This window comes from Paenibacillus sp. Aloe-11, assembly GCF_000245715.1.
Classification (GTDB): Bacteria; Bacillota; Bacilli; order Paenibacillales; family Paenibacillaceae; genus Paenibacillus; species Paenibacillus kribbensis.
The window spans coordinates 271,605-285,570 of record NZ_JH601050.1; the positions used below are offsets into that span (position 1 = coordinate 271,605).

Here is a 13,966-nt window from a genome sequence, read left to right on the forward strand (position 1 = left end):
GCATTTTTTCGGATAGATACTGCCACTATTAAGAGTAGGAGCGGCTAAAACGAAAGATATTTTTCATATCGTCCGCAACTTATCGGAACATTTCAACGATTGTTACAGCGAAGAAAGTGCTCTGCTGACGAGCAGTTGACATAGAACAGGTAAGGATACGTTTTAGGCTAGCCGCCTTCCTGACTTCATAGCCGCCGTGCGGCGGTGTAATTAAAACGCAGAAGGCAGGGATTGAAATGACAACAAGGGCGAATGATTTCTTTTTGATTCAAAACCGCCAAGCCGCTAACGAGTACATGGACAAGGTAAGTCAAGAGAGTGAGTTCACGTCACTTCACAAGGGGTTTACCAAAGTACCGCATAAAATCCATCGTTGTTACGGTTTGAGCCAGTATGAGAAGCTGATACTGGTTGACCTTATCGCTTATATGAGCGACAAGACTCAGTGTTACCCGACCCATGAGATGATTGCTCGAAATGTCGGGAGTAGTTCCAAGACGATAGAACGCCACATTAAGGAATTGGCTGATAAAAAGCTGATTCTCGTCAGTCAAGGGAAGAACAACACCTATTACTTGCCGAATTATCTTCATTGCCATCCGTTATTGCTGATAAGCGAGAAAACGCATGAGTTTATTGGCAGTGTGTGGAAGCAGTTCAATGAAAGGGAACTAACGATGTGGGTTCAGGAAGTCATCAAGAATGAGGAGTACAAGGCGTTTGCCGTTAAACTTCAAAAACTCAATGAACGGCGACTGCCATTTGAAAAGTTTGCCGAAAAGGAAATACTGGATAGCTATGCTCAGTTCCTGAGAACGGAGTTAGACAAGCGATTTCCACCCGATGTGAACGGATAAAAATGATGAGTCTGTTATCTCTTCAGACTCTCTGTCCTGACAACCGTCATACAGTCTGTTGACGGCTGAAAAACAGGGGCTGTAGACAATGTGTCCACGGTTTTGAATCAGAGTCGGTTATGCAAGACTGAGAGTCTGTAAGATAGACATAAAGTCTGTTGTCAACCGTCAGAGAGTCTCACTAATAATAATCATAAATAATTAAAGAAGAATCAAGCTAAGAATCACTTGAAAAAGAAACAGCAGACACGCCGTTGGCGGTCTGCGATTTCGGGGGAGATTCTTGATTCTTGGATGGGTGGTAAAGACGGCAATAGATCTTCTTGAAAAATTAATTAGTGATAGCCAAAACAATTTCCTTAAAGAAGAGGTGGACAGATTGCCAAAGGGTCTACAATATTCTGACTTAAAGATCGAGTATAAATATACTAATATTTTTGTAAATAATATCGACAGAGAATTTCCTTATTTCAGAATATCCCTTCGACTAGTTCATCCGAAAACGGGAATTGGAATATATTACTATGACGTTGATTATAATATTGATGGCGAATTTTCTGACGAATATTTCAGCAGATGTTAATTCGCAAATAAGAAATATGTGATTAGTTTACTATATTTTGATTTTTTTGGAGTTAAGCCTTATAGTTTCTCTTCATCATTAGGCTAACCGGAGATTTCTGGTTGGCCTTTTTGGTTGTTTTATTGGTCAACGAATTGAGCAAGGTAACCAAATTTACTTTTATACCCAAACTGCTATGGAGCTTGAACTGTACATTAATGACAAAGAAGCGCAAGGAGATTTTTTGGTAAGATTGTGCATACAGACGATGAACATACTATGTGGATTGCATTTGGAGAAATAGCTTACGACATCCATGTAATAAAACGGGAGAGAATATGAATATGAAATATAAATTTGCTGTTATTGACGGCGAAAGTGAACTTACGGTTGGCTATTGTGGAGATGTGGTTGGCTTAACGGGTGAACTCATTGTTGAAGAGTACGAAAAGGTGATTTTTGAACAATTTATCTTTAATGCGGACTTCATAGAAAACATAACAAAGACCAAACAATCGGTATACAACTTGTACATTGCTATTTTAAATAATGAAGAAAAGGTGATTGGAAGCTATTATTATCATCTGTCGGAATCGTATGTAATCCACAAGATTAATTATAATAAAGGAATATTCAATCTGGAGTTAAAGGGTACGCTCGAGACTAAACCAACTTCTATCGAATTAAGATTATGGAAACTTCTAAAGGGAACACGGTCCCTTGAACATAATATATGGCAAGCTTTCTCCAAAGAAGAACGGAGCGGGTGGCTAAACGTGATTAGAATGTATTCTGTACCTGATTATTCTCTCAGAGACAAGCAAGGAGAAGTCTATACTTTAGACGGAAAGTACATATCCGATTTTACTACATTTTTTATAGCACTGGGTGAAGCGATTAATGGACCTGGAGGGTATTATGGATTTAGTTTGGACAGCCTGGCGGACTGTCTCTGTGGAGGTTTTGGAGCTATAGGACCGTTCACGATTCATTGGCAAAATGTGCATTACTTTTTGAAAAGATATGAGGATGAGTGGAATTCAAAAGAGACGTACAGTTGGTGTTCACCACAGCAATATTTTATGGAGCTATTAAAGGTATTGGTATCAGGTGGTGTTACCGTGAATTTTTCCTCGAAATAAGATAACAAAGCAAAAAGGAAATTTTGAAATGGACTATAGAGTAATGCAACCATCTTTTGTAATGAAAGAATACTCAGAAATGAGTAAAAACGAAGCTAAAGAACATTTTAATTGGTTTAAACAACAAGTACCTTCGCGTTTAAAGCAACTTAGTGCATTTTCACAGATACATCTGGATTATAGTGGAGGATTCGATTTTAAAATCTTCGAATTTTGTGGCTAATCATAAGAAACGAATTATGTAGTTAAGGATGAAATTTTGAACAAGACTTTGGGTGAAGTAGGCACTGGAACAACGGTTTACTTACCTACGCAGTATAAAATTAAGTGGTGGCACTCTGATGCATATAAGGCTTGGCAAATGGTCAGAAATCATAAAATGGGTTCAGTAAAAAATGCTTTGAAGGAGGCAGGGTATAAATGAAAGTGAAAAAAACATTGTTATTACTAAGCATTCCGTTGTTGTTGGCATTTGCAATCATAGTGTTCATTGCTTTACCTTGGCTTCTAATATTCATAGGGATTCAATTAGAACCCAATCCTCCACGCCCTGAAATCACATATGGGAAATTTCCATTTCGTTTGGAATATGAAATTAACGGGCAACGAAAGGTTATTCAAGATACGTTAATATGTGAATATGATGGCATTGGTTCAAATGAAGGTCGAGGCAAATATCGTAAGTGGAAGGAAAGATTAGCTGGCGGAGATAGAGAACTACCTTTGCTAGAAGTTAATGGCAGAACGGAAATATCCTATTATCCAGGGATTGCAGAGTACTATATGGGTGATTTGGATCGCACCGAAGAGTATCAGCAAACCGTTTCTGACTCTATATTTATTGAACAAGATGGCATTATCATTAAAAAAGATGGAAGGGTTTTTGAAAATGATGGAAAGACTATTAACACTCAATTTTCCAATTCAAATGAATTACTTGATAAGTACCATATTAAACTGATAAGCTGGGACTCTACTCCACCAATCAAGAATGATTTTCCTGCAACCAAATAATAAGGAAAGATGAAAATCTCCATTTTTCGAGTAGGGGCTTTATTAAACCACAAACGAGACTAATTCTCGCTTGTTCTAGCAATAAGCACGAAAAGTGATCCTTGTGCGCTACATTATTGAATTTTCCAAATAAAAAAAGCTTACTGTTTCAGCGAATGTATCAGTTATTGACTGATGAATACAAGTGGATTGCCTCCGAATAATATGTTTTGCTGCTGCTCTGATGTAGGTGACTGAGGTTCTTCCAAGCCATATTGCTCCGCTATTCTCTCTTTCGTTTCTTGGTCTATGACAAGGTTCTCCTGTGCAAAGGTGTAGCATATAGGAACGCTTAATTGTATTAAAAGAAGTAAGGCTGCGGGTATGATTATTTTTTTGCTCTGCATGGTTCGCTCCTGTGATCTCAAGTTATTGGGCGCTTATTTTTTGTATCAATCGATCTAAATAATCCCTTTACAGGCTTTTATGACCAGATTATAATGGTAAATAACAGCATCGATCTACATACACTGGTTTATCGGGGTATAGCGCAGCTAGGTAGCGCGCACCCTTGGGGTGGGTGAGGTCGTGGGTTCGAATCCCGCTACTCCGATTACAATCCAAATGTCCAGCTGACGCAGATATTGCGCCTGCCGGGCATTTTTTTATGGTTTGGAGCCCTGTTTACCAATAAGTACATACAAGAAATAAGGGGAAACATGTACTTCGTTATTTGAAATATTAAAGACCTTATCAGCTTTTGTTTCTACTGGATTTTCGTGTGTTGTTTTTGACGCGCTAGTCGTATGCAACGAATGTACGTGCTTGTGGAGCATGAGAAATTAGTTATCTCAGTTTCAGATAGAAGTGCTGATGTAGTGGAGAACTTCAATGCCGCCATGTATGACTTCTTTTAATTTGCCTATAAAGATTCCTGAATGGCTTTAGAAGAAGTGTCGTAATCAGCATAACGGGGGAGCACAATAGTGTAGTATATTCCTACAATAACGGTACAGACCCCAACTAATAAAAACAAGACTTCAATTGAAATAAATGAAGGAAAGCTTACAGCAATGAAACCCAATGTAAGAGATTGGGACAGCATCATTAACGGATTAATTAAACCTTGCACACGTCCCATCATTTGAGGATCTACAATACAAGGCAGCCATCCTCCTATGCCAATATTAATGAACGGAAGTACCAGTGCAATGGTGAAGTCGATAATCAAGAAAACATAGAGGTGATTAACAAATCCAAGTATGCATATACCAATTCCGGCGACCAGAACTCCCGCTGCAATCATTTGGTGTAGCTTTAGCTTGGCGGAGATAAGAGAAGCAATTAAGGTGCCAAGCAACACACCTGATCCAAAAATAATACTTGTCCATACCATATACTGCTCATAGTTGTCTGGAGCTAGCTTATATTTAAGAATAAACATCGGTAAAACACTAAATCCCCCATTTAAAATACCGAACATAAAAAAGCCTGAAACCAACCAAATCAATAGTCTGTTGCGTAATATGTAAAGAAACCCTTGTTTAAAGTCATGCATGACCAGTTTGAATTTTAATTGCTTAAATTGATGTGCCCCGTTTGGAAGGCGTACTTCCTTTTGAATTTTGCAGGAACGAATAAGCAATGCAGAAACAATAAAAGAAACAGCATCAATTAGGATGGCTCCAGTAATTCCAAAATGCCAGTAAACGACGGCCCCCAGAGTTGCTCCAAATAACATGAAAAGACTCCCTATCATTTGATTGAGGCCTGCTGCAATGGTGTAATCATCTTTGCTTAAGATTCCCTGTATAAGGGCACTTTCGGCTGGGAAAAAAAATTTGGAAGCAGCACTACGGATGAAGAGGAAGGCAAATATCAAAGGAATAGAATCAACCCAAATAAAAATGAGCAAACATAAGGATAATAAAGCGCTGATCCAGTCACAATTAACAGCGATTTTTTGTCGGTCCATCCGATCTGCAAGTACTCCAACTACGAGAAATACTGCCAGCATCGGGAGCGAATACATTAACTCGGCAAGCGTTGCATAGTATGGCTGATTCGTAAACCGTTTCAACAAATAAAACATGAATGCAGTAACCCCAATAATTCCTCCCAATTGTGAGGCGAACGTTGCCAGAAAAAGCCTGACATAATTCTTGTTTCTGAGTATTTGTTTTAATCCAGTCACAGTTCCATCCCTTTCGCTTTCAAAGCGGTTTTTAGATGCCTAATTAAAATAATAGTGAAAAGTAGGAATATTGTACAGAAAAGTGACTTTAATGTCACTTTAAGTTTGAATTTGCATCGTATCAGACCCTCTGCCTTTTAAATTCTGCTGTTCACGATAATCATAATGGGAGCAATATAAACTAAATAACCAGCCGCCGATTGATACCCGACGACTGGCTGTTTAACTTGCCAGGTGTTTTGATTCCTGATTCACAAATGGGGGGGGAGTCCCCAATTCTTAATTAAGCTAAATCCTCGCCATTTGTTGCGATTACTTTTTTGTACCAGTCAAAGCTTTTCTTCTTTTTGCGGTTAAGGGTTCCATGGCCTTCGTCATCCTGATCTACATAAATAAAACCGTAGCGTTTGGACATTTCTGAAGTGGAGGCACTGATGATATCAATCGCTCCCCAACTGGTATAGCCCATCACTTCAACGCCATCCAGAATGGCTTCTTTTAATTGTCCAATATGTTGTCTGAAATAATCAATACGGTAATCATCTATAATGGAGCCGTCTTCTTCAATCGTATCCTTAGCCCCTAATCCGTTTTCCACCACAAATAATGGCAATTGATAGCGATCATAAAGTTCTTTCAAAACCGTTCTCAAGCCGATCGGGTCCAACTGCCAGCCCCATTCCGTCACCTTCAGATTTGGATTTTTAACCGTACTGTAGAGGTTGCCTCCTGTAGAACCATATTTCTCCGGCGTTGTAGTTGAGACGAGGGATGTATAATAGCTGAAGGAAATAAAGTCGACCGTATTTTTTTTCAAAATCTGATCGTCCTCTGTTTCTTTTACAATATGAATCTGATGCTCCTCAAAATAGCGCTTAATGATTGGCGGGTAGCTGCCGCGGGCCTGAACATCGGTGTGCAGCAAATTCATCTGGTTGTCGAACTGAGCTTGCTGCACATCCTCGGGGCTGCTCGTAGCAGGATAATGGATCATTCTGGCTAACATACAGCCAATTTGAAACACGGGGTTAATCTCACGTGCTCTTTTCGTTACTAGACTACTGGCAACGAACTGATGATGTAATGCCTGATAGGACGCTTGCAGCAGGTTAACTTCTTTGTCACCGACAATTCCGCCGCCTGTGAACGGTTCAATGATCGTTGTATTGATTTCATTAAAGGTCAGCCAGTATTTTACTTTATCCTGATATCGGTTCATAACGGTCTCTGCATACTTTACAAAGAACGAAATGACTTTTCTGTTTGCCCAACCGCCATAATTCAATACCAGCGTCATCGGCATTTCATAATGGGATAGCGTTACCAGTGGCTCAATACCGTATTTGCGTAGCTCGTCGAAAACATTGTCATAGAATTGTAGGCCAGCCTCATTTGGCTCATGGTCGTCTCCATTAGGGAAAATGCGGCTCCAGTTAATGGAGAGACGGAATGTTTTGAAGCCCATCTCGGCAAACAATGCAATATCTTCTCTATAATGATGATAAAAATCAATTCCATAACGCTTTGGATAACCCACGGCTGTTTTGGTTTTCATGGCCTCTGCAATCGTTTCGCTGGAAACGTGCATGAGAGCGCTTAGGTTGGCATAGTCTTTTTTCTTATAATAAGGAACCATGTCTGCGGTAGACAAGCCTTTGCCATCTGCGTCAAATGCCCCCTCTGCTTGATTGGCGGCGATAGCACCTCCCCATAGGAAATGCTCTGGAAATACTTGCGTTTTACTCATGAGTGTATGCTCCTTTATCCTTTATCGGCTTTTAGATTTCTACCTTCAGCACAGGCTCCTTCATGGTGATATCACCCAGCTTGATGGGAAAAACAGATTGATAGTCGCTTGTATTGGTGACAACCATCGCTGTGGTGATGTCATAATCCTTAGCGATATGCTCCAGATCGAATGAGAGCAGCTTATCGCCAGCTTGAACTACATCGCCAGCTTGAACATGGGCTTCAAAAAACTGCCCACGCAGCTTAACGGTATTGATGCCCACATGGATGAGCAGCTCTGCACCGTCATTACTGCGAATAACCATGGCGTGTTTAGTCTTGAACACATTTAACACAGTGCCATTTACAGGAGCGGACAGTTCTCCAATAACAGGAACAAAGGCAACACCTTTGCCCATCAGTTCGTCACCAAATGTCGGATCATTCACTTCCTTCAGCGGAATCGAACGGCCTGTCATGGGAGCAAGAATCGTCTCATTGGTAGCTCGAATATTTGAATCTTCCTGCGGTTCTTTAGAGGAATCTGTCGAGTCGTCACGGTCTTTAGAAGAAGTAGTCGTTTCGCTCGTGGTTTGTACAGCTTCGCCACTCTGTTCTTCGTTAATGCCGAGCAGGATAGCTGCGATTGTGGCTACCACGAATGCGATCAGCATACCGCCCACTGCATACCAGAAGGTGGGTCCAATCAATGCAGGCAGCCCTGGAATTCCCCCGTTTCCTGCCAGCACATAGGCATTGGCACCAAAGGCAAGAGAGAACCCGCCGCCTGCAGCACTACCGATCATACCCGCTATAAAAGGTCGTTTATATTTCATATTCACCCCATACATAGCAGGCTCGGTAACACCCATAAGTGCTGTCAGACTTGTAGAAAATGCCACAGATTTCAGCTTCTTATCCTTGGCACGAAAGAATACCCCCATGGTTGCTCCTGCCTGACCCATATTGGAGATGTAGGTTAGCGGCAGGAATTTGTCAAAACCCAGTTTAGCCAAATTACTGATGATGACTGGAACCAGCGCATAGTGCATGCCTGTCATCACGATCAATGCCATAGCTCCGCCCAAAATAATACCTGCAAACCAGCCGCCTTCCGAAATAAGCCAATTGATACCGCCAGACAATCCACTACCGATCAGAGTACCCAGCGGACCAATAGCGATCAGTGTAACTGGAACGACAATAATCATCGTAATTAAGGGCACAAGCAGTAGCTTAAAAGATGAAGGAATGATACGGTCTACGCCCTTTTGCACATAAGACATCAACCAAATGGCAAGAAGGATAGGGATAACGGAGGACGCATAAGTAACAGCCGTAACCGGAACACCGATAAAAGAAACAGCATGACCACTTGATAATAACGCCCCCATGTCAGGGTACATGAGTGCTGCGCTCACAGCAACGGCCACATAAGGATTACATCCAAATTTACGAGCCGCACTCACAGCAATCAGTAAAGGTAGGAAATAAAAGACTCCGTCCCCGATCGCTGAGAAAATTCGGTACGTATCCGTCCCCGCTGTAAGCCAGCCTACGGATACGAGCAAAGCAATCAATCCTTTGAGCAAGCCCGCACCAGCAATGGCAGGTAAAATAGGGGCAAACACACCTGCAATGAACTCGAACAAGTTAGAGATCGCATTTTGTTTCTTTTTTTCAGAAGACTTCTTTTCGGTGGAGTCGTTCTTTAGGACAGGGTATAGATGCGCCATTGCATCGAATACTTTGCTGACTTCATTGCCGATAATGACCTGGAATTGGTCTCCAGATACATTGGTTCCCATAACCTTATCCAACTTCTTTAATTCATCCTGCTTGACCTTACCGTTATCCTTGAGATCAAAGCGTAAGCGTGTAACGCAATGGTATACGGAGTTAATATTGTCTGTTCCACCAACAGAGTCGACAATTTTTTTGGCAGTTTCCTGCTGATCCATCTTGAATTCCTCCTATTTTTAGATAAAAAAAACCTGAATGAGCAGACCCACGTATCGTGAGCCTTTTCATTCAGGTTTTGCCTGATTTAACAGTTACAAGCCTGGATAATATTTTATTTTCTTTTTATGAGGCGCTCCAAATGAAGTGTCAGGTACAACTCTGCTCAGAGTGCGTCATGGTATACTCGTAATTCTTTTGAATAAACTTCTCAATTTTCCCAATGCATTTAAAAGTGCCCGCATAATTTTTTTTCACGACTTCATACAAATATTCTTCTGCATCGTCATGGCTCGAGTGCGTAATCACGCGCTGGCAAAAATATTTGAGATGTGTAATAAAGCGGAAGTAATTCGCGCTATCCTCATTAAACTCCATATTAAAATGATATTTGATAATATTCATGATTTCCTGGAGCAGCTGCATCATATGAGTAACATCATTCATCGAATCATTAATTTCAGCATTCACGAAATGAAGGGCGATATTACAAATCTCTTCCTTTGGGAATTCAATGCCCAGACGTTCGCGCAAAAGTGTCAGTGATTCTTTGGCAGCGTCATACTCAGCTTTATAGAAATGCTGAATCTCCCATGACAGTGGATTGCGTACAATCATGTCATGCTCCATACGCTGAATAGCAAAATGAATATGATCTGACAAGGAGACATAAATGCCATCACTTATTTTTTTGTTCAACTGCGTGCGCGCCAGACTAACAATGTCATCGGTGACTTGTAAAATATCAATCGGAACTTCCATGACAGTGGCTTTAAACTTCTCATAAATATTTGCATCCTGCAGACGAAAAATTTTCTCAATCCGCATCTCGTCAATCGGATCACCCGCACGGAAGTTAAACCCGATACCCCGGCCGAGGATAAGCAACTCCTGGTTTTTATCATCCACCGTGCTGACGATATTATTGTTGAAAATTTGTTTAATTATCACATCGAATCACCCATTTTGAGGAATAAAAAAAGGCAAAACTACAACAGAAAGAAATATCATCTCTGTTGTGGTTTTGCCCGCATTACCGGTAACAAGCCTCACGAGATAAGTTATCATGATCTGAAAACGTTGTCAACTTTTTTTTTTGTGATTAGGATATCCTTTTATGCCACATTCTAATCTTTAAGTGCTAAAGGCTACTATAACCCGATTGATCTCATTTACGCATGGATATGTTGAGAAAAAGGAAATGCTCATAGCTAGAAAAGTTTATACAATGGAAGAGAAATAAGAACTGTGAAATTCGACTTTTGATGTAGGATTTCATATAATGTGAGCATATTGTGAACAACTTAAATTGAAGGCTTAACAAAATTAAAAATGATTTCCGTCCAGCTATGAATTTCAAAATTTGACGGAGGGAACGAGATGACAATGGAAGAGAGCAGCAGACAGGTACCTTGGCAGACGTATTACGGGCCTAATCTAGGTTATGTGCAGGACCAGTATGAAAAGTATGTAGCAGACCCCGGAACGGTTGATCCGGCTTACCGCGAGCTGTTTGATCAATGGGGTGAGCCGCCGCAATCCGAATACTCGGCTGCTTCCATGATAGACTACAAATTGCAAGGACCCCCCGCAAGTGCTCTGGGGAGCCTCGACTCGAACACATTACAGAAAGCGGTTACAGCGGGGAAAATGGTGTGGAACATCCGTGAATACGGGCATTTGGCCGCCCAAATAGATCCCCTGGAACTGGATGCTGAGCAGGATACACGCTTGCTTGATCCAGCATCCTATGGCTTAACTGAACAGGACTTAAAGGCTTTTCCGGCCTCTTTAATATGGGATAACGCTCCTGCGGGAACACTTAACGGATGGGAAGCCATTCAACGGTTGCGTGTAGCATACACAGGGCCGATTGCCTATGAATTCAGTCACATTCATGATGAGGAGGAACGCCGCTGGTTGAACAGCTATGCAGAATCCGGCTGGTCCTCCAAGCCACTCACAACACAGGAACGCAAGGCGCTGCTGGGCAGATTGGTAGAGGTAGAGCAGTTCGAAGAGTTTTTGCATAAAACGTTTGTCGGACAGAAGCGTTTTTCCATCGAGGGTAATGATGTGCTTGTACCCGTACTCGACGAGATCATTCGACTCACGACGAATGCAGGAGCAAGTCACGTTCTAATGGGCATGGCGCACCGGGGCCGTTTGAATGTGCTGGCTCATGTGCTGGGCAAGCCTTATAGCAAAATTTTCTCTGAATTTCATCATTCTCCGAATAAGGATCTGATCCCGTCGGAAGGCTCTACCGGAATTAACTACGGCTGGACTGGAGATGTGAAGTATCATCTGGGTGCCGATCGGTTTGTAAAGGATGGGGAAGCGGTACAAGCCCGTCTGACATTGGCGAATAACCCGAGTCACCTGGAGTATGTGAATCCGGTCGTCCAAGGCTTTTCCCGCGCAGCGCAGGAAGACCGCAGTGAAGCAGGCTATCCGAAGCTGGATGTCAGCAAGGCGGCTACGATTATCATGCATGGCGATGCGGCTTTCCCGGGTGAGGGTATCGTGGCAGAATCGCTTAATTTTACAAATTTGCGTGGCTTCCGTAATGGCGGTACGGTTCATATTATTGTGAATAATCGTCTGGGCTTTACGACAGAGAGTGTTGATTCACGTTCGACCCGTTATGCCAGCGATCTGGCCAAGGGCTACGAAATCCCGATTGTACACGTGAACGCGGATAATCCTGAAGCCTGCATTGCAGCGGCACGTATGGCTGGCGAATACCGCAATCGCTTCAAGAAGGATTTTCTGATTGATCTGATTGGGTATCGTCGTTATGGTCACAATGAATCCGATGACCCGGAAACAACCCAGCCGCTGGTGTATCGCAAGGTAAAGAATCATCCGACGGTGAGCAAATTGTATGCTCAAAATCTGATGAAGCAGGGTATTGTGGATGAAGCATTTAGTGCCGGCCTCATTGAAAAGGTGCAAAACCGACTGAAGGAAGCGCATGAGCATGTGAAGAATCAACCGGAAGAGGAACCTGAGATTACTGCTGTTAAGGCAACAAAAAATCAGGGCTCTGCGGTCCGTACTGCGGTGGAATTGAAAAAGCTGCGGCAAATCAATGAAAACTTGCTCAAATGGCCAAAAGATTTTCATGTATATCCGAAGCTGGATCGCATTTTACAGCGTAGAAAAACAGCTCTGAACGAAGGGGAAAAGGTAGATTGGAGCTTGGCGGAGACGCTGGCCCTGGCTACTATCCTCGCAGATGGCAAGCCGATTCGCATGACGGGTCAGGATGCGGAGCGGGCGACCTTTGCTCACCGTAACCTCGTGCTGCATGAGCCTGAAACCGGCAATACACATTGCCCGCTGCATACATTGCCGGAAGCGCGCGCCTCGTTCAGTATTCATAATAGCCCTTTATCTGAGGCATCTGTGCTCGGCTTTGAATATGGGTATAACGTGTTTTCTCCTGAGACATTGGTCATTTGGGAAGCACAATTCGGCGATTTTGCGAACTGCGCCCAGGTTATTTTCGACCAATTTATTTCCGCGGGCCGTGCCAAATGGAGACAGAAATCCAGTTTGGTGATGCTGTTACCGCATGGCAGTGAAGGACAAGGACCGGAGCATACAAGTGCACGGCTGGAGCGTTTCCTCCAGTTGTCCGCACAAAATAACTGGACTGTCGCTAATCTGAGCAGTGCCTCACAATATTTCCATCTGCTGCGCCGTCAGGCTGCATTAAGCGAAAGTGAGGAAGCGCGTCCGCTTGTGATGATGTCGCCGAAAAGCCTGATTCGCAACAACCGTGTCGCTTCGCCAGCTTCTGAGTTCAGCGAGGGAACATTCCGTCCTGTGCTGGAGCAGCCCGGCCTGGGTGCACGCCCGGATCGTGTAGAGCGCATTGTACTGTGCAGTGGCAAAATTGCGATTGATCTGGAAGAGGCGTTGGAGAAGGATAAAAATGAGGCAGAGGAGCGCCTGCACATTATTCGTGTGGAGCAGTTGTACCCCTTCCCGGAAGAGGAAATTCGAGATATTTTCAGCCGCTTCTCGCATGTTAAAGAATTCGTATGGGCTCAGGAAGAACCTAAAAATATGGGGGCCTGGAGTTACATTGAGCCTCGTCTGCGGAATGTTGTACCGCAAGGAGCGGAAATTCGTTACGCAGGCAGACCGGAACGTTCCAGCCCGGCGAGCGGCTATCAGCAAGTGCACAGCCTAGAACAGCAGCGAATTATTCAATCAGCGTTGAAGCAGGATTCCAAAAACAATATTACATTGGGGAGGTAGCGGCTGTGAGCGATATTTTAGTGCCGGCAATGGGAGAATCCATCACGGAAGGAACAATTTCCAAATGGCTTGTGAAGGAAGGGGATTCCGTAGGACAGGGGGATGTTCTACTGGAGCTGGAAACGGATAAGGTCAATCTGGAAATTAGTGCAGAAGAAGCGGGAGTCGTCCAGAAGATCCTTCGTCAGGAGGGAGAGACCGTGTCCATCGGTGAAGCTGTTGGCTTGATCGGAAGTGGCAGTGGTAACGCAGCAGCCAG

Annotated in this window: 11 protein-coding genes, 1 tRNA gene and 1 pseudogene; 8 read left to right on the forward strand and 5 right to left on the reverse strand. The window is 43.0% G+C overall.

The features are described 5' to 3' along the window. The first annotated feature begins 236 nt into the window (after window positions 1-236). From WG8_RS07280 to WG8_RS07300, 5 genes are all read left to right on the forward strand, one after another. Window positions 237-857 (forward strand): helix-turn-helix domain-containing protein, encoded by a 621-nt coding sequence (locus WG8_RS07280; RefSeq protein ID WP_007429495.1) that lies wholly within the window; start codon window positions 237-239, stop codon window positions 855-857. 283 nt (window positions 858-1,140) lie between these two features. After that, the gene (locus tag WG8_RS07285; RefSeq protein ID WP_232289066.1) at window positions 1,141-1,440 is read left to right on the forward strand and encodes a hypothetical protein; all 300 of its coding nucleotides are present in this window, start codon (window positions 1,141-1,143) and stop codon (window positions 1,438-1,440) included. Between the two features lie 323 nt (window positions 1,441-1,763). Further along, window positions 1,764-2,561 carry a barstar family protein gene (locus tag WG8_RS07290; protein ID WP_007429496.1) on the forward strand — a complete coding sequence of 266 codons (798 nt, stop codon included), beginning with the start codon at window positions 1,764-1,766 and terminating at the stop codon, window positions 2,559-2,561. Between the two features lie 28 nt (window positions 2,562-2,589). After that, window positions 2,590-2,784, forward strand: coding sequence for a hypothetical protein (locus WG8_RS07295; protein ID WP_043890857.1), 195 nt, complete (start codon window positions 2,590-2,592; stop codon window positions 2,782-2,784). Between the two features lie 197 nt (window positions 2,785-2,981). Then, window positions 2,982-3,575: a hypothetical protein gene (locus WG8_RS07300; RefSeq protein ID WP_007429497.1), complete on the forward strand. Its 594-nt coding sequence runs from the start codon at window positions 2,982-2,984 to the stop codon at window positions 3,573-3,575. 164 nt (window positions 3,576-3,739) lie between these two features. Here WG8_RS07300 and WG8_RS07305 read toward each other — a convergent pair whose 3' ends face one another. Next, window positions 3,740-3,961 carry a hypothetical protein gene (locus tag WG8_RS07305; protein WP_083837553.1) on the reverse strand — a complete coding sequence of 74 codons (222 nt, stop codon included), beginning with the start codon at window positions 3,959-3,961 and terminating at the stop codon, window positions 3,740-3,742. Between the two features lie 132 nt (window positions 3,962-4,093). On the opposite strand from WG8_RS07305, the gene WG8_RS07310 reads away from it, so the two are divergent. Then, window positions 4,094-4,167, forward strand: a tRNA-Pro gene (locus WG8_RS07310). Between the two features lie 309 nt (window positions 4,168-4,476). On the opposite strand, the gene WG8_RS07315 is transcribed toward WG8_RS07310, so the two are convergent. The 4 genes and pseudogenes from WG8_RS07315 to licT form a co-directional block, all read right to left on the reverse strand. Then, window positions 4,477-5,748, reverse strand: a complete 1,272-nt coding sequence (locus WG8_RS07315) for an MFS transporter (RefSeq protein WP_043890858.1) — start codon at window positions 5,746-5,748, stop codon at window positions 4,477-4,479. 283 nt (window positions 5,749-6,031) lie between these two features. After that, window positions 6,032-7,495 carry a glycoside hydrolase family 1 protein gene (locus tag WG8_RS07320; protein ID WP_007429499.1) on the reverse strand — a complete coding sequence of 488 codons (1,464 nt, stop codon included), beginning with the start codon at window positions 7,493-7,495 and terminating at the stop codon, window positions 6,032-6,034. 31 nt (window positions 7,496-7,526) lie between these two features. Further along, complete coding sequence (locus WG8_RS07325; RefSeq protein WP_007429500.1) at window positions 7,527-9,437, reverse strand: beta-glucoside-specific PTS transporter subunit IIABC; 1,911 nt, start codon at window positions 9,435-9,437, stop codon at window positions 7,527-7,529. A 113-nt stretch (window positions 9,438-9,550) separates the two neighbouring features. Next, a pseudogene (gene licT / locus WG8_RS07330) lies at window positions 9,551-10,386 on the reverse strand (BglG family transcription antiterminator LicT). A gap of 429 nt (window positions 10,387-10,815) precedes the next feature. On the opposite strand from licT, the gene WG8_RS07335 reads away from it, so the two are divergent. Further along, window positions 10,816-13,707, forward strand: a complete 2,892-nt coding sequence (locus WG8_RS07335) for a 2-oxoglutarate dehydrogenase E1 component (protein ID WP_007429502.1) — start codon at window positions 10,816-10,818, stop codon at window positions 13,705-13,707. A 5-nt stretch (window positions 13,708-13,712) separates the two neighbouring features. Further along, window positions 13,713-13,966 (forward strand): biotin/lipoyl-containing protein (locus tag WG8_RS28145; protein WP_007429503.1); only part of this gene is annotated, 254 nt, incomplete at its 3' end.